The organism is Nostoc sp., from assembly GCF_036917195.1.
GTDB lineage: Bacteria > Cyanobacteriota > Cyanobacteriia > Cyanobacteriales > Nostocaceae > Nostoc.
This window is the reverse complement of record NZ_JBALDG010000068.1, coordinates 1-19,950: the sequence shown is the minus strand read 5'-3', so window position 1 is coordinate 19,950 and position 19,950 is coordinate 1. Positions and strand designations below refer to the sequence as shown.

General features: G+C 41.8%; 22 protein-coding genes and 1 pseudogene. 14 read left to right on the top strand and 9 right to left on the bottom strand.

Features of this window, described 5'->3' with window-relative positions; translation table 11 throughout:
* The first annotated feature begins 3 nt into the window (after nucleotides 1–3).
* The 4 genes from V7K40_RS22430 to V7K40_RS22415 all read left to right on the top strand — a co-directional run bounded on the left by V7K40_RS22430 (nucleotide 4) and on the right by V7K40_RS22415 (nucleotide 2,505).
* Entirely contained in the window at nucleotides 4–429 is a 426-nt protein-coding gene (locus V7K40_RS22430) for a hypothetical protein (RefSeq protein ID WP_334963593.1), read from the top strand.
* A 3-nt stretch (nucleotides 430–432) separates the two neighbouring features.
* Nucleotides 433–1,911 carry a hypothetical protein gene (locus tag V7K40_RS22425; protein ID WP_334963591.1) on the top strand — a complete coding sequence of 493 codons (1,479 nt, stop codon included), beginning with the start codon at nucleotides 433–435 and terminating at the stop codon, nucleotides 1,909–1,911.
* Nucleotides 1,912–2,095: 184 nt separating this feature from the next.
* Entirely contained in the window at nucleotides 2,096–2,299 is a 204-nt protein-coding gene (locus V7K40_RS22420; RefSeq protein ID WP_334963589.1) for a type II toxin-antitoxin system HicB family antitoxin, read from the top strand.
* Nucleotides 2,296–2,505 (top strand): type II toxin-antitoxin system HicA family toxin, encoded by a 210-nt coding sequence (locus V7K40_RS22415; protein ID WP_334963587.1) that lies wholly within the window; start codon nucleotides 2,296–2,298, stop codon nucleotides 2,503–2,505. Before V7K40_RS22420 ends, V7K40_RS22415 begins: the two co-directional genes overlap by 4 nt.
* 7 nt (nucleotides 2,506–2,512) lie before the next feature.
* Here the strand turns inward: V7K40_RS22415 and V7K40_RS22410 are convergent, their stop codons facing one another.
* Nucleotides 2,513–2,983: a DUF29 domain-containing protein gene (locus tag V7K40_RS22410; protein WP_334963585.1), complete on the bottom strand. Its 471-nt coding sequence runs from the start codon at nucleotides 2,981–2,983 to the stop codon at nucleotides 2,513–2,515.
* 106 nt (nucleotides 2,984–3,089) lie between these two features.
* Here V7K40_RS22410 and V7K40_RS22405 point away from each other — a divergent pair.
* The 5 genes and pseudogenes from V7K40_RS22405 to V7K40_RS22385 all read left to right on the top strand — a co-directional run.
* Nucleotides 3,090–3,414, top strand: a pseudogene (locus tag V7K40_RS22405) (TRCF domain-containing protein); the annotation flags it as partial.
* 147 nt (nucleotides 3,415–3,561) lie between these two features.
* The gene (locus V7K40_RS22400; protein ID WP_334963583.1) at nucleotides 3,562–4,011 is read left to right on the top strand and encodes a hypothetical protein; all 450 of its coding nucleotides are present in this window, start codon (nucleotides 3,562–3,564) and stop codon (nucleotides 4,009–4,011) included.
* 142 nt (nucleotides 4,012–4,153) lie between these two features.
* Nucleotides 4,154–4,831, top strand: a complete 678-nt coding sequence (locus V7K40_RS22395) for a hypothetical protein (protein ID WP_334963581.1) — start codon at nucleotides 4,154–4,156, stop codon at nucleotides 4,829–4,831.
* A 117-nt stretch (nucleotides 4,832–4,948) separates the two neighbouring features.
* Nucleotides 4,949–5,215 (top strand): hypothetical protein, encoded by a 267-nt coding sequence (locus V7K40_RS22390; protein ID WP_334963579.1) that lies wholly within the window; start codon nucleotides 4,949–4,951, stop codon nucleotides 5,213–5,215.
* A gap of 71 nt (nucleotides 5,216–5,286) precedes the next feature.
* Complete coding sequence (locus V7K40_RS22385; protein ID WP_334963577.1) at nucleotides 5,287–6,276, top strand: PHB depolymerase family esterase; 990 nt, start codon at nucleotides 5,287–5,289, stop codon at nucleotides 6,274–6,276.
* A 163-nt stretch (nucleotides 6,277–6,439) separates the two neighbouring features.
* On the opposite strand, the gene V7K40_RS22380 is transcribed toward V7K40_RS22385, so the two are convergent.
* Complete coding sequence (locus tag V7K40_RS22380; protein ID WP_334963575.1) at nucleotides 6,440–6,889, bottom strand: Hsp20/alpha crystallin family protein; 450 nt, start codon at nucleotides 6,887–6,889, stop codon at nucleotides 6,440–6,442.
* Nucleotides 6,890–7,621: 732 nt separating this feature from the next.
* Between V7K40_RS22380 and V7K40_RS22375 the strand changes: the two genes are divergently transcribed.
* Nucleotides 7,622–8,713 (top strand): hypothetical protein, encoded by a 1,092-nt coding sequence (locus V7K40_RS22375; protein ID WP_334963573.1) that lies wholly within the window; start codon nucleotides 7,622–7,624, stop codon nucleotides 8,711–8,713.
* 311 nt (nucleotides 8,714–9,024) lie between these two features.
* Here the strand turns inward: V7K40_RS22375 and V7K40_RS22370 are convergent, their stop codons facing one another.
* The 4 genes from V7K40_RS22370 to V7K40_RS22355 all read right to left on the bottom strand — a co-directional run bounded on the left by V7K40_RS22370 (nucleotide 9,025) and on the right by V7K40_RS22355 (nucleotide 14,043).
* Nucleotides 9,025–9,738, bottom strand: a complete 714-nt coding sequence (locus tag V7K40_RS22370; protein ID WP_334963570.1) for a gamma-glutamylcyclotransferase — start codon at nucleotides 9,736–9,738, stop codon at nucleotides 9,025–9,027.
* Nucleotides 9,739–10,337: 599 nt separating this feature from the next.
* Entirely contained in the window at nucleotides 10,338–11,087 is a 750-nt protein-coding gene (locus V7K40_RS22365) for an SDR family NAD(P)-dependent oxidoreductase (RefSeq protein WP_334963568.1), read from the bottom strand.
* 301 nt (nucleotides 11,088–11,388) lie between these two features.
* On the bottom strand, nucleotides 11,389–12,822 hold the full coding sequence (locus V7K40_RS22360; protein WP_334963737.1) for an MFS transporter: 1,434 nt from the start codon (nucleotides 12,820–12,822) through the stop codon (nucleotides 11,389–11,391).
* Nucleotides 12,823–13,038: 216 nt separating this feature from the next.
* Nucleotides 13,039–14,043, bottom strand: coding sequence for an LLM class flavin-dependent oxidoreductase (locus V7K40_RS22355; protein ID WP_334963566.1), 1,005 nt, complete (start codon nucleotides 14,041–14,043; stop codon nucleotides 13,039–13,041).
* Nucleotides 14,044–14,164: 121 nt separating this feature from the next.
* Here V7K40_RS22355 and V7K40_RS22350 point away from each other — a divergent pair, with 121 nt between their 5' ends.
* Nucleotides 14,165–14,389, top strand: coding sequence for a hypothetical protein (locus V7K40_RS22350; RefSeq protein ID WP_334963564.1), 225 nt, complete (start codon nucleotides 14,165–14,167; stop codon nucleotides 14,387–14,389).
* A gap of 393 nt (nucleotides 14,390–14,782) precedes the next feature.
* On the opposite strand, the gene V7K40_RS22345 is transcribed toward V7K40_RS22350, so the two are convergent.
* Entirely contained in the window at nucleotides 14,783–15,208 is a 426-nt protein-coding gene (locus V7K40_RS22345; RefSeq protein ID WP_298917397.1) for a nuclear transport factor 2 family protein, read from the bottom strand.
* A 537-nt stretch (nucleotides 15,209–15,745) separates the two neighbouring features.
* Between V7K40_RS22345 and V7K40_RS22340 the strand changes: the two genes are divergently transcribed.
* Nucleotides 15,746–16,693, top strand: coding sequence for a glycosyltransferase family 2 protein (locus V7K40_RS22340; RefSeq protein ID WP_334963561.1), 948 nt, complete (start codon nucleotides 15,746–15,748; stop codon nucleotides 16,691–16,693).
* Nucleotides 16,694–16,821: 128 nt separating this feature from the next.
* On the opposite strand, the gene V7K40_RS22335 is transcribed toward V7K40_RS22340, so the two are convergent.
* Nucleotides 16,822–17,541 (bottom strand): chromosome partitioning protein ParB, encoded by a 720-nt coding sequence (locus V7K40_RS22335; protein WP_334963559.1) that lies wholly within the window; start codon nucleotides 17,539–17,541, stop codon nucleotides 16,822–16,824.
* Complete coding sequence (locus tag V7K40_RS22330) at nucleotides 17,541–18,920, bottom strand: AAA family ATPase (RefSeq protein WP_334963557.1); 1,380 nt, start codon at nucleotides 18,918–18,920, stop codon at nucleotides 17,541–17,543. Before V7K40_RS22330 ends, V7K40_RS22335 begins: the two co-directional genes overlap by 1 nt.
* Before the next feature lie 264 nt (nucleotides 18,921–19,184).
* On the opposite strand from V7K40_RS22330, the gene V7K40_RS22325 reads away from it, so the two are divergent.
* Nucleotides 19,185–19,556 (top strand): zinc ribbon domain-containing protein, encoded by a 372-nt coding sequence (locus V7K40_RS22325; RefSeq protein WP_334963555.1) that lies wholly within the window; start codon nucleotides 19,185–19,187, stop codon nucleotides 19,554–19,556.
* 180 nt (nucleotides 19,557–19,736) lie between these two features.
* Nucleotides 19,737–19,950 (top strand): hypothetical protein (locus tag V7K40_RS22320; protein WP_334963553.1); only part of this gene is annotated, 214 nt, incomplete at its 3' end.

Genomic DNA, 19,950 nt, shown 5'->3' with positions numbered 1-19,950 from the left:
ATTATGTCAGACAATGTTCATGCATCTCTACAATCCTCGGTAGTTCAAATAAGCCAGTCAAGCAATAGTAGTTCCAAAACTGAAAAGGTTTCCAGTGAATTTGAGGTATTTATTTCCTATCGTGATAGCCCCGATCAAGGTCTTGCAGTTGCTCTTAAAGAACTGATTGAGGGAGCAATAGAACCTCAACCTCACGTTTTTGTTGCTGGGGCAGGTGGTCTACGCCCATCTAACATCGGTTACAAACCCCAGATACAAGCAGCCGCCCAGTCTTCACGAGCATTTATTGCTATCATTACTCAGCAATCCAAGGAACGTGAGTGGCTTTTCTTTGAAGCTGGAGCTGCTTGGGGACGCAATCAGTTGTATGCACCCTTACTAGTTGGTACAAGCCCAAGTGAGCTAGCTAGTACTATGGCTGATTATTAAACAGTGCGAGCATCTGATCGAGAAGAAGTTAAGCATCTCTTAATTGCAGTCGCTCAGGCGGTCGGTGGTAATATTAAGACACGTTTTAGTCAACGATATCAAGCTTTTTCTAAACAAATTGAAGCTTATCAAAAAATAGAGATTATTGAAGAAAACATAGAAGAGTCTTCATCTCTATCAGAGATTGTTGAAGAAAACATAGAAGAGTCTTCATCTCTATCTCAAGCAATTAAGCTTTTGCAACGTGGAGAAGTAGAGAAAGCTAACACGCTGTTTGAACGGCTTGAAGAAACTACATCCACCAGCGAAGATAAAGCAAAGATTAGAATTGCGAGGTTGCTAAATAGTGATCAGGATGAACGTAATCCTCTAAAGGAGCTAGAGTCGCTAGCTCCTGAATTACGTAATACTTACCATTGCCAGCTTTGGCTTGGCTTATTTGAATCTCGTGTTGCCGCTTCTATCTCCTATTATGAAGAAGCCCTACGTCTAGCTACAGCCAATAATGCTACTTTCTTTTCTAACCGAGCAACTCTTTATTTAGCTGAGGAAAGATTCAAAATCGGTGAGCAAGAGATAGCACTTGACACCTTACGACAAGCAATGGTGGGTGAAGATAGAGACCTTAGATATGAAGCTGTAGAAACGTGGCAAAATCTTGACCAAAAGCCTCACTTTCTTGAGAAACTAGTTATTTTATTAACTGGTCTAAGCGATAAAGCTGACTCTTCAATTATACTCAACGCTCTCACAGAGTTGGCTCTTGATAATAAATGGTCTTCTTTGCTTACTTATTTCGCTCAGTGTGCAGATCAGGTTGATGTTCAAGGAACTGCTGCAAATAATCTAGGGCGTGCGTTTTCTGAGTTAAAACTCTATTCACTTGCATATCTTGCGTATGCTAAAGCAGCTGAAGCTGGAATATCTGTAGCTAAGGTTAATATTGCAAATCTTCATTTATGGAATCCTCTTCCGGCTGCTGGTCTTAAACTCTTAAAAGAACATACAGGAACTTACAACGCTGCTGACGCTGGATATCCATACCATATTCGGGCTGAACTTGAGCGAAGTGTCCAAAACGAGCAAAAAACAGTAAATGAGCTATATAAGCAAGGGTGTAAAGTTGCCGTGATGATAAGTCATTTTGGGTGGGAAGCGATTCGCAGTAACAAGCTCACTCTAGAAGGCAAACAAATCGAACTAGAATCTGGAATAGTAACTATCAAAGGAAGCGAACCAAATTGCCTCAACTTCATTACAAATGATGAAAAGGTTTACTTAGAATTAAAACGTGTTGGTCGTACTATCGGACTATGGCAAGCTGCCAATACAGCCTCATTTACAGCCCTTTATTGCTTTACAGAAACAGGTTATATGCTTGGGTTAACTGTACATTTGACAGATATCAGTATAGAACCCATTCTTAAGAAATATCCAATTCTCTGCGTAACTGAGGCAGTAGTGCAATCGCCTTTAACGTAGTTTGGGTTTCCTGAATCAACTCAACACTTGCTTTTACTCAAACTTTACTACTTCGCCTATGGAGAGCGATCGCAGAAACATCTGTTCTTTGAACTGTAGCAACAAACATTATTTTGAGTAGCCACAGTTAAAAGCAAACAGTTATGGTTATTAGTATATTCTCAAAAACTAGCTCAACAGGTTTATGAAAATCAGAGCAATCATTCATTCAGCAGAAGAAGGCGGCTATTGGGCAGAGGTTCCCGCGCTTCCCGGTTGTATTACCGAAGGAGACACCATAGAAGAAGTGATGGCTAATTTAAAAGATGCTATTGAAGGTTGGCTTGAAGTTGCCAACAGTCGTAATGCAATTGAGTCAACAGATCAAGTTGTCGAAATTGCTGTATGAAATCGATTTCTGGCAAGCAACTTTGTAAGATTGTGGAACAAAAAGGTTGGGTTTTACAAAGAATTACTGGCAGTCATTATATTTATGAAAACCTTGAAGTGGAAAAAATCCTGTCAATTCCTGTTCACCGCAATCAAGATTTGAAAGTTGGAACCTTGAAAGCCTTGATGAAAATAGCCCAGCTATCTGAAGAAGATTTACTTTAATTTCAAATTACTGCTCTGATTCATCCATTAACTTGCTTGGTTCACCGGGGTAGAAATCATAGTCCACAATCTCTGGCAAACTATAGGGACACTCTACCGGAAAAGTCCGCTTGGGCAAATCTGTTTCTCCAACAGCTAATTCGACACCTTTAAGGTAGGCTTTGCGAAGTGCTTCTTCAAGGTAAGGTTTTAGGCTAGGATTGTCTTCAAGCAGTTCAGCAATATCTAAGCGTTGAATACGAAGTGTTGCTAACCAGCTACGGCTACGACGCCCTGACTGGTAGTGCCATTTTAGTAAATGTCCAATCAACACACTCAGACGGTTTCGCAGTTCTTGACGTTGCTGTTTACCCAAAGATTGAATCTCCTCAATGAGATTTTGCAGATCAATCTGACTCCACTGCTCATTGCGAAGTAAAGTTGCTTGTTCCTGTGTCCAAGCGTAAAAATCAGTTTCGTAGAGGCTTGGTGAAGGCATTGGCATCTTTGGGTTTGTTTCAGGTATACCCATTAGGTTAGTTCAACCTCAACGTCTTTGCCTTTATTGTATAACTGTCTCAAACTCTACTACTTCGGCTATGGAGAGCGATCGCTATGGTAGTTTACCAGTGTCGGCGAATCAATTTTTGCGAGTCATGGAACTCAAACAGCTAGCGAAAAAACTTGGATTTAGCCGGATTAAACTAGAAAACAAGCAGCACGTCGTTTTAGAAACACCGATGAAAAAACCCGCTTGCAATCTATTGGCGGCTAATTTACCAGAGAATTTCAAGACGTGGTTTGTATATTCTCCTGGTAAAGTTTACAGTGCGTGGTTTAGGAGTTTTTAAAGCAGATCAACAATTGCAGAATTTGATTGATGCTTTTAGGAGAATGCAGGGTGCGATTCCAGAGGCAGCTATTGTTTGATCAGTTTTGCTCAAGTTTCTATAATAGTACCCTTGAGGGTACTATTAGATACATTTTTTAGTTGATATCGTAGCTTTTAAGTACAGCGATGGAAGCAATCTTTTCTCTAGCTGGCATTAAAAATTACAGGTTCAACAAAAAATGGTTATGAATTCACTCAAAAAGTCTATGCGCTTGACCAAGATTTTAGCATTTGCTCTATCATTTCTGGTTTTCTGTTTCTCTACAGAGGCGATCGCAGCGCCAAGCACCCTTGCTACCTTAATTATCACGGAAAAAGCGCCAATTACTGAAGGAAAGTTCAGCATCGACACAACAACAACTCCTTTGCCAGATAAAACAGTTATTCGCTCTGCTAAACTTTTTTTATCGGCTGGTGAAACTGGAACAATTAATAAAATTAAAATTACTGGCCCAAATGGACTTGAATTTGGTTGTCAAGATATTCAGGTGAAGAACGGTGTTGATTTAATTAAAGCCTGTGGTGGGCCTGCTGTTTTAGAAGCTGGAGGAGCGATTACTTATGTAGCTGAAGGAAGTGGTTTTGCACCAAAACTTAACACCAAGTTAAAAGTGGTTTTATCAGATGATTTTTAGACACCAGTTTTAACTGGAATTACAACCACAAGTTTAGTGAATAAGTCGCTCTAACTTATATTCCAGGCACAAATTAGCCTTATCGGCTTATGCAGTCAGTATTTGTGCTTGGAATACATTCTGCTATCTGAATACATTACTTATGTTAATAATTTATCCCGTAACACATTTCAGTCTTGCCTTGCTCGAATGGGTGTTAATAAGCTGGGCAATTCGTTTGTGGCAGCAATCAACCAGCCTCGCAATGATTGTATTGCCTATAGTGCTACTGAGCATTAGCTATGACAATCTCATTCTTTCAATAGGAAGTATAATTGGTGAAGGAGAGCTTTTGAAAACTCTCAGTATGCTGCGTTTTCTATTACATTATTTAGTTGTACCGCTATTCATTGTGATTGGTGTTGAACTTGCTCACCGCGCTGGAGCTAGTTGGGCTAATAGAGTAGTGCGGGTTTTATCTTGGGTAATTGCATTGGGACTTACAGCGATAGATGTTGCCACCCACTATATAGGGCTGGAACTAGTTTCAATAGAGTTTGCGGGAATCCTGCGCTATCATGTTGCCAACTTGAGCGGGCCGCCAATTATCACGATTGTAGTTAATCTGTTTGTTCTACTAATTGGCATTGGTATTTGGTTCCGACTGAAATGGCCGTGGTTATTTTTGGGAACATTGGTTTCCCTTGTTGGTAATGCTTTGCCCTCCTTAACAGTAGGTACACTTGCTGGTAGTGCATCTGAATTTGTCATGGCTGTAAGTTTGCTCTTAACTGAGGAGTTTTCCCAAAGAACGAGACAAAGTATAAGCATTTATTCGTGAAATAGATGCGATCGCCCCCCAATCAAGAGAGGAAAAAAGGCTAATGTTTTAATAGTTATTCCTGTTTTATTGATTCCCTTAACCCTTAGATGTACCCAAATACGTATATTCGGGAGGATGAAAACCACCGACTTGATCGCCTCTATTCCCCCCGACACCCCAGATGATAGACTAAAGACAAACCACCGGAATGTACCGCCCTTCATTCAAGCAAACGCGTTGAGCGTCTTGGAGAGAGGAAAATGGGAGAGCGTCGCACCCACCCCAACCCACCATGAGTACTGGATTATATCTGTAGTTAGAGTTTTACTATCTGTAGTTAGAGTTTTACTAGTTGTAATTGAGCGATTATTCAACCATTTGTATGAGGTAAATAGTAAGTGAATAGATGTACTTTGTTATTCATAACAGCATGAAAAACAAAATACTTATACTTTTACCAAATTTTATTTATCGTGAATATTCATCTAAGTTTTCAGTTGTTGAAGCGAGTATTTATTTTTTTTACCTTAATTGGTTTAGTAACAGCTTGCGAATCAATTCAAGCACAGCAAATAACTGCTCGGCAATCCAAAGTTATTTTTGGTGCTAGTGATGGCGAATTAACTGAGCAAGGTTCTGTGCGTACTTACTATATTTATACACCAAAGTCTTATTCTTCTAGTCGTCCTATGCCATTAGTTTTAGTATTTCATGGGGACGATGGTAGCGGGCGATCAATTAGTAATGTCTCAGGGTTTAATGAATTAGCTGAACAAAAAGGGTTTATTGTAGTTTATCCTGATGGAATTGACCATACATGGAGCTTGAGAAAGAAGGGCAAAAGGAAGATTGATGATATCTCTTTTGTGAAAAATTTAATTAATCACCTACAGCAAGTTAGGAATATTGATAAGCGTAGAATCTACGCTACTGGCTTTTCTAAAGGTGGAATATTGACTCAGGCTTTGACTTGTCAACTATCTGATCAGATAGCTGCTTTTGCTTCTGTTGCTGGTTCTTTGCCAATGCGACTTGAACAAACATGCCAACCCCTTCTTCCTGTGTCAATGTTGATGATTAACGGCACAAATGACCAATCTGTACATTATCAGGGTGACGAAAAAACTCAAAAAGGAGCGCTCGTTTCGATTCCGAAAGTAGTAAATTTTTGGCGCGATCATAACCAATGTCCCACCTATGCTGCAAAGGATGTAACATTTGCCCTTGACAATGCTCGCAGTAGCGATAGAGTTAAAACCTATTCCTACTCCGGTTGTAGTGCTGGTTCCGAGGTTTTAGAATTGGCTGTAGTTAATGGGGGACATCTTTGGTACGGTGGTACTTCTAATGATAAAAATATTAACAAGTTCAATAAAAACCTGGGTTTGGACTCAACTCAGATGATTTGGAATTTCTTTGAGCGTCATACTCTACCTCCAGTTCCAAGCAAAAGCATTTCGTAGAGAGGAAGACCCAATTTTCAAACTTACTCTAAGAGTTGGCAAGCAGATACGCCATCGCTCCCTCACAAACAATTATTACAAAAAAAGAGCTTGGTCATCTCATAACCAAGCTCTTAGCTATCTCAATCAATTATTGTCCGTAGAGTCGTCTCATCAGAAACCATTAGGCAGCAGGTTGCTCTAGATTAACCTTCACAACTTTGTTCTTTTCTTGCTCGGACTTGGGCAGTGTCAAATTCAAAATGCCGTCTTTATAATCTGCAGTAACATTGGTATTTTGAATTCGAGCAGATAGAGGAATTACACGTTGGAATTTACCATAGTAGAATTCGCTCTTAGTAGTGCCATTGTTTTCGGTTTGAGTTTGGGACTTGCGCTCACCGCTAATGTGAACAGCATCTTCGGTGACTTGAATATCTAGGTCTTTAGCTTCTAGTCCAGGCAGTTCTAACTTGAGATGAATTGCATCAGCAGTTTCGTGCAACTCAGCAGCTGGAACTCTGATAAAGCCTTTTTCAACCCGTGTAGAGGGGACTCTGGTATCTCCAAATAAGCCGTTGATGTGACGTTCTAAAGTGTTCAATTCTTGCCAGGGGTTGTAACGAACTAGCATATTAATTTATCCCTTGTAACAGTAGTAGTTTTTTGCTCAATTAACTGAGGATTTAATTCCTTGCTTTAATTCCCATAATATTCAAAAATAACAAGCTGATGAATTCGGTTCTTTCACCTAATAAATGATGATTACCGCACAAATTAGACAGTTAAAAAGATTACGGTTTACTCGAATTTATCAGTTCGGTAAACCCGAATTATAACTATGAATATCAATACAGGAGTTTAAATTAAGCCATGACAAAATGACTCAGCAGCACTGAATTAGCAAGCTATACAGCTAAAAATATAAAAACTAAAAGTTCAAGCTGGCAGTTAGCAGCATTTAATTGACTTCATGCTTAAGGACTCGTACTCTCTCCAGCGACTGACTCCTCTTAAACTTTTGAATTTAGAATTGCTATATCATACAAGAGACAAAAATTAGCCTAAACCCCGAAAGCCATGCTTTGTCGACTCTGCCGTTATGATCACATTTTGTGCTTCATTTAAGATGCGTTTGTCCTACCTTTGGTTTTGCGTATTGGGTGCAGGACTTCTGGGCGTTCCCAATTCTCAAGTAAGCGCTCAGAACCAGATCGCTGTGCCGGCTTTCGACTTCCAAGGTCGATACCTCGTTGTGGCTTCGGACACGGACATGCTCCCTTCTGCGTATATCGACGGGAAACTTGGTCCCATGGCCGGTTCCGACGAGCTCTCGGTAATACGGCTTGATCGGTCCCCTCCTGCTATGAAACCCATTACGGTGGAGGTCACAAATTCAGTGATCGGTCCCCCTTCTTCGATCACCCTCACACCGGATGGCAGGTACGCCATCGTGATCGAAACCCAAGGTCCACGTCCCAGCAAACTGCCGGATGCCAAGCTGAGTGACCTTCCTCTTGGCCGCATAATCACGGTCGTCGATCTTTCCGACCCGGATCACCCGAAAGTGGTTCAGAAGATCGAAGGGTTCGATAGTCCCCTCTCTGTGTCGGTCAACGCAGACGGCACACTCGTAGCCATCGTCTTCAAGAAAACGCCTCAACGGAAGCAGCCGCTTCTGGCCATGTATCGTCTTCAACAAGGGAAACTCTCTGAGCCTTTCCTTCCAAGCATTCCTGGTCCTGAGGCTGGTGATGCCCTTGTGAGTGCGGAGTTCCATCCAAAGAAAAATGTCCTTGGGTTGGTCTACAGCGAGCATCCGAGGCTGTCCTTAGTTCAGGTAGACGCGACCTCAAAGACCGTAGTGCTCTCAAGCTGGGGCGATCCCGTCAACCTCGACATCGCTCCTTTCCTTGTGCGTTTTACCCCTGATGGTCGGTTTGCCATCGTAAACGCAATGCTGCTCGGTACTGATATTCGTGGAACCGTTTCCAGTATTCGGCTTGAACAAAGCACAGCTGCGGATGGTACCCCGCACCATCTTCTCGTTTCGAGGGCAGACACTGGCGTGATGCCAGAGGGTTTAGCCATAAGCCCCAATCAACACTGGATCGCTACGACGAATCTGGAACGCAGCGCGCAACCATTGGATGACCCCAAGCAAGGCTTCTTCTCCTCCGTCTCTCTGCTCCGGCTGGACCCGCAGACCGGGAGCATTGATCGCGTGGGAGAGTTTCCCTTCGACGGCATGTTACCTGAGTCCGCTGTCTTTGACAACACGAGTCGCTTTCTGGCTGTGGTGTGTTTTGCACATTTTGACCGCTCAAAGCCGAACGGATCAGTCGATTTCTGGAGACTGACAGGTGATTTCGCTGACCCCAAGCGTACAGAACTAGTGAAGACTGACTTCTCGATCACGGTTGCACGAGGTCCACAGTCGATGGTGATAGCGCGGTAATTTAAAGGATTCGCTATGTTCGCTAACCTTCCTTCTGTTCTGTTGAGCTGTACGAGCAAAGCTGAAATGTCACCCCTTTCCATAGGGCGAACGCACCTACATTCAGTAAATCGCAAACTTTGTCATATTTATCTGAATTAAACAATCTGCTTGGGAAGCAAACATTGCACCTGAGTATGGCCGATCGCTGCTCAAACTCATTTTTTCCAGAAATACTCAGTGATTGTTTTTCCAGGATAATTCTTTTCCATAATTTCAAATCTAGATTTTTCTAGTATCGGTTTAATTATTCAATTAGAGGTTTACAACAGTTATTCTGAAGTAGTAGTTTGAGTAGAGCCGCCACTAACTAAAAGCGCTTGTTGTTTTGCCAGCACTTGTTCGCGTAATAAGAGTAATTGTCTATCTTTAATGCCTTCTGCGATTAATCCATCGACAGTTCTCATGAGATAATCAGCGCAGTCACCGAATTTTCCAGATGCGGTGGCAATACTATCAACAGTGGTTGTGAATGGTATATGATCAGCGTACCTGGGATGTTGACGATTGGCAACGAAGGCGATCGCTTTGAATTCTTGCTTACCATCAAACATCCTTACCCAACGAGCAACGTAGACACCAGCTAACATCTCGCGTCGCCAAATCAGCAGTAATTCGGATGGTACATCGGCAGCAGCAATTCGATAAGCAATACCACGACAACTACCGCCCCGATCAAGTCCTAAGAGTAATCCGGGATTCTCTGGAGTCCCGTAACCGAGGATCATCCATGTACAGAAGCGCCGATGCCAACCATAAATCATCCCAGCACGGCGCTCGACATATGTGATTAGGGGATTCCAAATCAGCGAACCGTAGGCAAATATCCAGATATCAGAATTTGCTGGTTGCTGTTGTAGTGTTTCATCGAGCGATCGCTGTAATTCATCTTCACTCAGGGTAGTTAGCTTTATTCCAGAGTGTGATGCTTCTAATAGTCTTGCCTGTTCATTTCCGGCTTCGAGGTCGCTACGACTGAGTGACATAATGTAGATTATTTCTTTTTCTGTAAATTTTCAGTAATTTCACTAGAACTTTAAGATAAATTAATTATCATATAACTCCCTTTTCCGTAGGATTAAGAGTAAGCCTAACTACAGGCAGCAATATTTTGATGATACCAATCCACGATATAAGGAGTAAGCTTTGTGGCATTTGCGGCAAATCAATTATTAAAGTTCTCAATCAAATATTTACCAGCAATTGCCACCAAACTAGCAATTACAACTCTAATAGCAGTCCTCCCGTTACCAGTTAAAGTAGTTACATTAGTAACTAATCGTGCTACTTTTCACTAACATTGGACAATTTGGCATTGTTCCTTGGAATTGGCAGTAAAACTGCTAACATCTCGCGACTCGTTTTCAGCACTTCTGAGTCAAATAGGGCTTTCGCCATCAACAGGGTGAGCATTATTGCAGTTTCTGAACCAAATTATCCCGTGGCTATATTAGCTTTCGGTGTTTCAGGTGCTATTTTGAGAGTCCGCCAACGCAGGTAAGAATTATTGCTTCAAAAAGCTAGGAATCAAAATATAGAACTCTTATTTAATTGGGTGAAAAGCAAAAGTGCTTGCCCTTTAGCTTTAATGTTCTTGTCCCGTTGGTCGGATGAGGATTTCGTTGACATTAACGCGCGATGGCTGGGTGACGGCGTAAACGATCGCAGCAGCAATGTCTTCGCTTTGCAAAGGTGTAATTGCCTTGCGTCGTTCTTCGATGCGTTGTTTGGCAATGGGATCGGTAATTTGGTTATCAATTTCCGTATCCACCAAACCTGGTTCGATAATGGTGACACGGATATTGTCCTTGTGGACTTCTTGGCGCAATGCTTCGGAGAGGGCATTCACACCCCATTTGGTAGCATTATAAACACCAAGACCCGCCCGCGCTGTCCGACCAGCCACTGAGGAGATGTTGACTATATGCCCGGATTTTTGCGCCTTCAATAGAGGCAAAACAGCATGAGTAGCATATAGCAGTCCTAATACATTGAGGTCGAACGATCGCCGCCAGTCTGAGCTATTTCCAGCTTCAATAGTGCCGAGTAAGGCAATCCCTGCATTGTTGACGAGGATATCGACCCTTCCCAATTGTGCATTTGCCTTTGCCACCAAGTTATTTACCTGGGTTTCATCTGTCACATCTGTGACAATAGGCAATGCCTTGCCACCACTAGCTTCGATGCGTTTTGTCAATGCCTGAATGCGATCGCCACGCCTAGCAGCGAGTACTACTGTTGCTCCAACTGAAGCCAAAGCGATCGCAGTTGCTTCTCCAATTCCCGCTGAAGCTCCAGTAATAATTGCTACTTTCCCCTCTAATTTACCTGTCATTTATTTAACTCCTTAGTAATTGATAATTGAATATTGGACATTGGATATCGGGCACTTGTACTCAGAGGCGTCATTGGCGCAGCCTCTCCAAGAGTTGCATTGGGCACTTGTACTGAGCTTGTCCTGAGCGTAGTCGTAAAGCCTGCGGCATAGCTACGCTTAGGGCGAAGCCTCTCCAAGAGTTGGGCGACTTGTGCCGACTTGTACTGAGCGGCGTCGAAGTAGCAAAGCCGAGGTAAGCCGTTGGCGCAGCCTCTCCAAGAGTTGTATTGGGCATTGGGCATTGGGCATTGGGCATTAATTATTCCTCCCCTGCTCCCCCTGCTCCCCCTGCTTCCCCTGCCCCCTGCCCCCTGCTCCTCAAAACGGATGCAACTGCTGCTCCACACAGTATTAGGGCTGCAAAGCGAAAAGTCCCTTGGAACCCCGCAACGATCGCCTCAGGAGGGGCAACAGAGACATCTGCACCCGCAGACATACTAGCGATTAGCGCTCCAAATACTGCCCCGATTAGAGAAACTCCTACTGTGTTCCCTAAGGTACGTGACAAAGACAGCAGCCCAGAAGCAATCCCTAGCCGCTCCCTCGGTACTGCTCCCATGACAGTGCTGTTGTTGGGTGATTGGAATAAACCCAGTCCAATGCCGTAAATAAAATAGCGCGACACATAGCCTAACTCAGTTATTTGAGCATCAAAGGTGCTGATCCCCAGACAGCCGCCAATCATCAACCCCAGCCCAATGGAACTGATCACTCGACCGCCAAAGCGGTCTGAAAGTGTTCCAGCTAATGGGGCAATTAACCCACTAAGTACAGGCGACACGGCTAATAGCAGCCCCACTTTTACCGTCGGATAATGCTTGACGCCTTCTAGAAAGAAAGGGACGATCAGCAGTGAACCGCCAATAACAGTGAATGCTAGCCAGCCACTTAGCAAACCCATACTCAACTGAAGATTGCGAAACAGGTTTAGCTCTAATAGTGGCTGCTCTACGATCGCTTCAACTACCAAAAAAGTCATAAAACTCGCGGCGGCGATCGCTAATAATATCAATGCATTGCTACTGCTAAAGCCCTGGCTTTGCCCTAGCGTCATACCCAGCCCAAAACTACCCAGAGTCAATAAAGCCAATATGGCTCCAAAAAAGTCAAATTTCTGTTTGCCCTGAATGCGTACAGAAGGAGGCACCACCCTAGCTATTAAGAAACTAGCTATGATCCCCAGCGGTACATTGATGAAGAATATACTATGCCAGCCTGACAAGCTTAGAAGCAATCCGCCAGCGGAAGGGCCAAAAGCAATTCCCAGTGACACTACACTACCGATGATGCCAACAGCCCGACCTCGTTCGGAAGAGGGAAAAACTTCTGTGATGATTGCCAAACCAAGCCCAGAAATGAACACAGCCCCTAGTCCTTGAAGGGCCCGAAAGCCGATCAACCACTCAATACCAGGTGCAAAACCACATAATAGCGAACTGAAAGTGAACACAACAAGTCCCCCCTGATATAAGGACTTTTTGCCCCACATATCCCCCAGGCGCGTTGCCCCCAAAACTAAACTGGAACTGACCAACTGGTAACTCAATACAGCCCATTGGGTCGTTGGGAAACTGGTATCAAAGGCTTGCACCAATGTGGGTAAAGCAACATTGATGATGCCGAGATCTAGGGTAGACATAAATATCCCAAGTCCGACACCGAGTAAGACCCAATTTTTTTGAGAGCCTGACAAAGCCAAAGGTTGTGTTTGCAATTGTGCCAACGTTTAGCCTCCACCTTTGACTTTACGGTTGTGAATAGTTTGCATACGTATATTCATTGTAGGGTGCTATCCTGACTACCAAGTTCAGGAAACTAAAGATCAGCTGCCCAGGCTTTATGAAAGTATCAAGTCAATAGCCAGGATGCCTGCTATCTATAGTGGGATTTATTTTGAATTTTGAATTGCTTAGGCTGCCTGTGGTTGTTTTGATAACTGCACCTTAGGGGCAACCTCTTGGGCGAATAGCTTCATTGTTTGCCTTACATGCTCATTCGCCAGTCCTGGCAGATGAATCTTGATCCCCAAGCGGTCTACCTGAGTAGCTGCAACATACTCGTTAAGTTGTGCAGCAACAGTTGCGGGGGAACCTACAATGTAATTGATCCGCTTCAACATATCTGCTAAGTCTTTCGGCGGCCCTAGGGCGATACGTCCTTGACGTTGTGCTTCTATGTATGCTGGTAACTTTTCTCTGACGCTGAAGAATATTTCGGCAGATGAGGCAACTGTCTTTTGAGCTTCGGCATCGGTTTGGGCAACGTACACCAGCCTAAACCCTCGCAATGCTCCAGTACCACCTGCTTGTCGATAGATATCGCTATAGATGTTTTGAGCAGATGCTCCTTCCCCTTGTCCGACTAGTAGATTCAGACCAAGTTTAGCAGCTAAGACTATGGTTTCGCGATCGCGTACCCCTAACCAGAACAATTTTCCTAACCCTTGGCGGGGTACTGGTGTAATTTGGGAGCCTTGTCGCTGGGGTGAAAGGTAGTCTAGTACTTCCAGAAGTTGCTGACGGAAGATTTGATGTTTTTCCTCTTGGCTGAAGCCAGTATGTTCCATATCAGCAGGACTTCCATGACCTAGCCCAAACATTACCCTACCATTAGTTAGTAAATCCAATAAAGATACAGATTCTGCAAAACGTAGTGGACTTTCTAAGGTGAGAATTTTAATTGCTGTGCCAAGTTTAATTCGGGTTGTTTCCCCGGCTAGCCTAGCAATGAACACTTCCGGAACTGGTAATCGACCATAAAAAGGCCGCTCTCTAATAAAATGATGTTCTCCAAAAGAGCAGGATTCAAAACCCAGTGTCTCAGCCAATTGCACATCGGCGATCGTCTGAGCAAAAAATTCCCGGTCTTCAATATTAGGAGTAGCCCACATTTGGTGGAACAGTCCAATCTGCATATGATTACCCTCTGCAAATACTTGGGTTTACCGTACTTTTGTGCTTAATACCAGACGTGCAATACAGTTTTACAAGAGACAACGCCTGTTGAGCATTTGTAGTGCTAAATTAGCGGCTTCCATGCCAGACTATCTACGTATTTCATCCCTAACGCTGGCGATTTTGTTTACAGCGATCGCAGTAGGCGTTTCATTGATCACAAATGCTCTGGATGAATTGAAAAATTTAGGTTTATCCCAGGCATCGACTTCTCAATCGCTGGGAATCTCTTTCCTGCTTGTCATATATTTAATAGAGTACCTAGATACTCTTAACTCCAGACTCCTTCAACTAGATCAACAATAGTGTTCAATAAAACCCGGTAACTTGATATGGTTACTGTATTTTATGCTAGTTAGCAAACTATCATAGACAACTCTAAGAAGCAAGCTCTGAGTCGTTAAAAACTCAACTACTCCTCTCCCTCACTTGCTTGGAGCAAGCATTAGTTAAGGGGCGTTTCGTTTTTAGCCCTAAATTCATGAGGCAGCGCGTTGGGGAGGCAGCATTGTACCCCTACGGGGAAGCAAGCTACGCGTAGCGTCTCCCTTAGGAGAAGACAGGTTTCCGTTTCCTTTATCTGGTGACTGGCGTCCGGTACCGACTTGTTCGCGCAGCGTCTCCCTTAGCAGAAGCGACTGCCGTCTCGCCGCCAAATCAAAGATTATGGGGATACCCTTCACTGGGAAGCAGGTAAAGTTATTGCCCAGACGTACCTGGCTCAATCCGCGCCCCAAGCTGAAGAACTCGTCCGAGATCATCAGCGTTTCGCCAGGTTTCAATTATCTTGCCATCAACAATCCAATGAATGAACATAGCCGTGAACGTCTGCTCTCGACCATGACTAGGTATTCCAAAGAAACTTTCCTGAGCGCAGGTGTTGGTTGCACGCACCACAACTTTGTCACCTTCAGCAATTACGTCTTCAATTGTCCATTTCTGCTCGATAGCCCCAAATGAACCAAAGAGTTTACGTACTCCATCTGGCCCTGGGGGAAGCCCAGGTAAACCACCGTGCATTTTCCAAGTTGGGGCAGTCATCTCGCAGATATCTTCAATCCGATGCTCACTAATGAGTTCAATCCACCGTCGAGCAATTATTTTTTTGTCTTCAATGTCAGACATTTTTACTCCTTTTATACTTAAATCAAAAATATTGTTTATTTATCAGTGAATAACTGTGGGCTGATACAAGTTCAGAAATAAATTTTTATTTGCTCTGTGCATTATTGCTAATTTGTTGAGAGACAACCACTACTGCTTTAGCAACCCCAAATATTATCGCATTCTAGACAGCATCTAAGACATTCTCATTACTGGTACACTGCCATGTACTTTAATCGAATGCCCAAGCGCACAGGGTATTTTTGACAGAAGCGATACCACAACACGGGTTTTGCCAATGCAGACAAACAACGAGTAATGTTTAGTATCATCCATAACCAAAATCACTTCCTCTTTGACCTCAGCATAAAATCTAAAGATGTGTATATTATTAATTATTTGGGAATAATAGCTTAGAAAGTAACGATAATATTATTTGCGTTACTCAGTAACTTCAAGATAAAAAGGATTTTTGAAAATGGATATAGCTTTATTGGCGATGCATTAAATTAGCAATTGATCTAAAGTTTCTAGATTTTGCAGTTATTAGTATATAATATGCCTAAAATTACTGTTTGCATTCCTACTTTTAATCGTGTTCATCTTCTTCCTTATGCAATTGACAGTGTACTGAATCAGTCTGAGCAAGACTTTGAGCTAATTGTTTGTGATGACGGTTCTAGCGATCGCACACCTGAGTTGATGTCACAGTACACAGACCACCGGATTAAATATATCCGTCATCTGCAAAATATTGGTAAAAGTAATAATATGCGCTCTGGCTTTGATGCTGCCAGCGGTGAATATTTTATTAAATTTGATGATGATGATCGGTTAACACCCGATTTTCTTGCAAGCACCGCAGCGATTCTTGCTCAAGACTCTAGCATTGATTTTGTTGGTACAGACCATTGGATAATTGATATTAACAATGTGCGGGATGAGGCAAAAACTCAAGAAAATTCTCAACGCTGGGGTAGGAAGAATTTACCAGCAGGTATTGTAGATAATTTGTTAGAAGTTGTATTTATTCACCAAAGCTTTCAAATTGGGGCAACATTATTTCGCCGTAAAACCTTGCAAGAATTAGGATATATGCAGCCAAATCTGCAAAATTGCGAGGATAATGATTTATTTGTGCGTCTGGCTTTGGCTGGAAAAAATGGTTATTACTTACCAGAATTATTGATGGAATATCGCTCTCATGCAGAGCAGCAAGGTATTAATCGAGCCATTCCTTATTTATTTGATAAAATGCAGTATTTAGAAAGTTATAAATTTGAGTCTAAAAAAATAGAGATAATCAGGAAAAATCGTTTAACAGAAACGCAATTATTATTAGGCTTGCGTTTAATTGAAAAGGGTGAAACGCAAAAAGGCAGAGAGCTAGTTTTGGCGGGACAGTCTTTTTCAACTCCTAAAGCTTGGACTGGTTTAGGATTATCGTTGTTACCAATTGGGTTACGAGGTAAGGCGTTTAATGCACTGCGACAGGTGCGGGGTTAAGCATTGACATATTGTAATAGGGTTCAGTTAGAGCCAAAACCTTAACCTGCGTAGGTTGGGTTGAGGAACGAAACCCAACTTTTTTCGCGATTTTTTGGGTTCCACTTCGTTCAATCCAACCTACAATTCTAATAACTTCTTGACCACTCATCAATAATAGTCAAAATTGTTTGCACGCCTAATCCTTGGATAGATTTCATTAGATCACGATAATCTTCAAACTCTTGCTTTGGTTTCTTGCGTCGAGCATCAAATATGTCTTTTGCAAGTTTTTCAGCCCCACGAATTCTAGAGCGTTGTAACTTTCTAGATAACTCTTCTTTATCCAAAGAGTTTAATAAACTAAGTGGATTACTCTGTTCACCCTTTTGGGGAATCAGGTTTTCAAGTTGCTTGAACTGACCATCTATTCTCTGTCTTTCTTGTATAAATTCTGACTTAAATTCATTAAATTGTTTCTCAAGACGTAATTCTAGATTTGCCAAACGTGGTTCTAATTTTTTGGTTTCAGGCTCTGATGTTACTGTTTTACTAGAAGAATCAATTCCTTTGAAAGATGCAACTTGCTTTACTACTAAATCCTCTACTTTTGGGGCAATGACACAAGCATTAACCATTTCACCTTGTCGAGGATTTTTTTCTCTTGCCCTGACAGCAGCATAATATTCAAAATGTCCATCAACTACCGTATAGCTTTCTACTCCTGTTACTTTCAGAACTAATGGTCTGATAATTCCTCCTGTTTCTATAATTATGTCTGCAAGGTTCTCTAAATCAGCTTCTGCAAAATTTGAACGAGGTTCATTAGAAGCAATACTTTTCACATCCACCAAAGAAAAATTAATCATTAATAAACTCCCATTTTTTGGATAACTTCATCTGCTAATACATTAAATTCTTCAGCAGAAATTTGAGCAGAAGTTTTTAATTCGGCAAATTTAATAACAGACTTCGGGTCAGGATATTCTAAATCTCCAACTGAGATAGTCTGATTCATACACTCTGATAATGCTGTTCTGTCATAAATTACAGCTTCCATGAGTGGCAGTTGATAGCGCTCTGAAATTACTTCTCTCTGTTTAGGAAAATTGTATTGTAAAAATCTAGCATTTGTTGATATTTTAGAAGCAAGAACGCCCATTAATATAATGGGCGGTTTACCCATAATTTCTCTGGATTCATTAATTTGATTAACAAAATTTTTGACAGTTGGTAAACCTTGGTTAGCAAATGGTTTCAAATCGGATGGGATTATCAGGTAATCAGTAGCAATCAGTGCAACTTCAGCATACAAATCTCTAGATGGAGGAGTATCAATAATTACAATATCATAATTATTTTCTACCTTTTTTAATTTTGTTACTAGCCTGCTCCTACTAGCTAATATTTTATTCAGTATCTCCTGATATTGAATCAATGTGATATGTGAAGGAATAACATCAATTTCTGGATTGTTGAAATAATCAGATGTACGCACTACTTCTGGAATAAAGTTAAAATCTCCTGATTCTAATAAATGGTATACGTTTCGCTCTCTTAAATTATCATCTTCTTCAAATTGAAATTTGATTAATCCTGTAGCAAAAGTAGTATTTGCCTGGGAATCTATATCAATTAATAGTACCCGTTTCCCTTTTTTACTTAATGCTGCTGCAAGGTTGACTGCAACAGTAGTCTTACCAACGCCGCCTTTATTGTGGTAAATTGCAATCGTTTTCATTGAATGTTTCCTCTTTGTTTCAAAATTTGAATTAGTTTCATTTATTTCAAGTTCTGTTTTCTCTACTAACTGTCCTTCTTTAAAAGTGTCTCTACCAATTAAAGCTTTAATATTATCTAATTTCGCCTCAACGTCCTTCCCAGAACATTGAAATAGTAGTTGAATATCGGATTGCAATTTTTGATAAATTCTAATCTCTTTGCCATTAGTCAACAATCCATATCTGACATTTAAGCTGGTTAAATAATGCCTAAGTCGCAGGACGTGATTATTTAAGTTTTGTTTGGGATGTTTTGCCTCCATGACGACACTCAGCGGTGAGTTGGCATCTAAGACAAAGGGAATCACTTGTGCGGCAAATGCTAAGAAGTCTAAGCGGATGCTACCAAGGGCAACCTCTTGATGCCAGGTGTCAGGAGTATAACCTAGCTGCGGTAGCAAATATTGCACTATAAGTTTGCTTTCAACTTCGCTTTCGTTACGGCACAGCTCAGGATTAAAAGGCAATATTTTTCTACCTCTAAATAATTATTGGACGTGGGACAAAAGTTTATATTTGCTCGATTATGACATAGCCTTAATTATTTGGAGTGATAGAAATCACTTAGAAAAATCTAAAAAATCATCATAAAATTAATACTTTTACTGTTAAAATTACCAATTCTGAGAGCTAGCCATATTTAAAATTAACAGGCTACGTATGTATTTCCCCATTACCCTTGTAAATGGCTAGAATCAAAGTGTTTACTCAACCTATTTGCACTAAAGGTTTTGGCTACTGTATCTTGTCCCCACTGCCATCAACTCATTGATAGTCAAGCTATTAATTGTCCCTATTGCCGCACAACACTCAAAGCTTACGGTCATCCTGGTATTCCATTGCACCGCGCCACTGGGGATGGGTATCTGTGCGACACCTGCACCTATCACACTGATGATACTTGCAATTTTCCTCAGCGTCCCTACGCTAAAGAGTGTACCCTTTACCAAAATATTGAAGAGACAAAGTTAGATTTGCAACAGCAGCGTTACACTAACAGTTTTGCAGTAACTGTGAAAAGTTGGGTAAAACGCAATCAGGCTTTGCTGTTGCTATTAGGTTTATTATTGGTCTGTTTGTTGTTCGTTATATTAAGGTCTTGATTTGTGTTTCGTGGGGAATAGGGAATATAACACTTCTCAGTTGAGTCTCATACAGACCTAACCCCCAGCCCCTTCCCTGCAAGGGAAGGGGAGTAAGATTCCATTCCTCTCTCCTTTTAGAAGCTAGGGTGTACACACAAGTATGACCAGCATAGGTTTCAATTCTAGTAGTTTCGTAGGGTGCATTATGGACACGCCGAAATAACAAATGAGTTCGCCAAAATAACAAATGAGTTCGCCAAAATAACAAATGAGTTCGCCGAAATAACAAATGAGTTCGCCAAAATAACAAATGAGTTCGCCGAAATAACAAATGAGTTCGCCAAAATAACAAATGAGTTCGCCAAAATAACAAATGAGTTCGCCGAAATAACAAATGAGTTCGCCAAAATAA

Coding starts and splice junctions, on each gene's coding strand:
- V7K40_RS22335 (WP_334963559.1), bottom strand. CDS start 17,541: ATGATTAATTTTTCTTTGGTGGATGTGAAAAGTATTGCTTCTAATGAA.
- V7K40_RS22430 (WP_334963593.1), top strand. CDS start 4: ATGTCAGACAATGTTCATGCATCTCTACAATCCTCGGTAGTTCAAATA.
- V7K40_RS22345 (WP_298917397.1), bottom strand. CDS start 15,208: ATGTCTGACATTGAAGACAAAAAAATAATTGCTCGACGGTGGATTGAA.
- V7K40_RS22375 (WP_334963573.1), top strand. CDS start 7,622: ATGAAACCCATTACGGTGGAGGTCACAAATTCAGTGATCGGTCCCCCT.
- V7K40_RS22395 (WP_334963581.1), top strand. CDS start 4,154: ATGTTAATAATTTATCCCGTAACACATTTCAGTCTTGCCTTGCTCGAA.
- V7K40_RS22410 (WP_334963585.1), bottom strand. CDS start 2,983: ATGCCTTCACCAAGCCTCTACGAAACTGATTTTTACGCTTGGACACAG.
- V7K40_RS22390 (WP_334963579.1), top strand. CDS start 4,949: ATGAAAACCACCGACTTGATCGCCTCTATTCCCCCCGACACCCCAGAT.
- V7K40_RS22340 (WP_334963561.1), top strand. CDS start 15,746: ATGCCTAAAATTACTGTTTGCATTCCTACTTTTAATCGTGTTCATCTT.
- V7K40_RS22350 (WP_334963564.1), top strand. CDS start 14,165: ATGCCAGACTATCTACGTATTTCATCCCTAACGCTGGCGATTTTGTTT.
- V7K40_RS22420 (WP_334963589.1), top strand. CDS start 2,096: ATGAAAATCAGAGCAATCATTCATTCAGCAGAAGAAGGCGGCTATTGG.
- V7K40_RS22415 (WP_334963587.1), top strand. CDS start 2,296: ATGAAATCGATTTCTGGCAAGCAACTTTGTAAGATTGTGGAACAAAAA.
- V7K40_RS22355 (WP_334963566.1), bottom strand. CDS start 14,043: ATGCAGATTGGACTGTTCCACCAAATGTGGGCTACTCCTAATATTGAA.
- V7K40_RS22365 (WP_334963568.1), bottom strand. CDS start 11,087: ATGACAGGTAAATTAGAGGGGAAAGTAGCAATTATTACTGGAGCTTCA.
- V7K40_RS22400 (WP_334963583.1), top strand. CDS start 3,562: ATGAATTCACTCAAAAAGTCTATGCGCTTGACCAAGATTTTAGCATTT.
- V7K40_RS22370 (WP_334963570.1), bottom strand. CDS start 9,738: ATGTCACTCAGTCGTAGCGACCTCGAAGCCGGAAATGAACAGGCAAGA.
- V7K40_RS22380 (WP_334963575.1), bottom strand. CDS start 6,889: ATGCTAGTTCGTTACAACCCCTGGCAAGAATTGAACACTTTAGAACGT.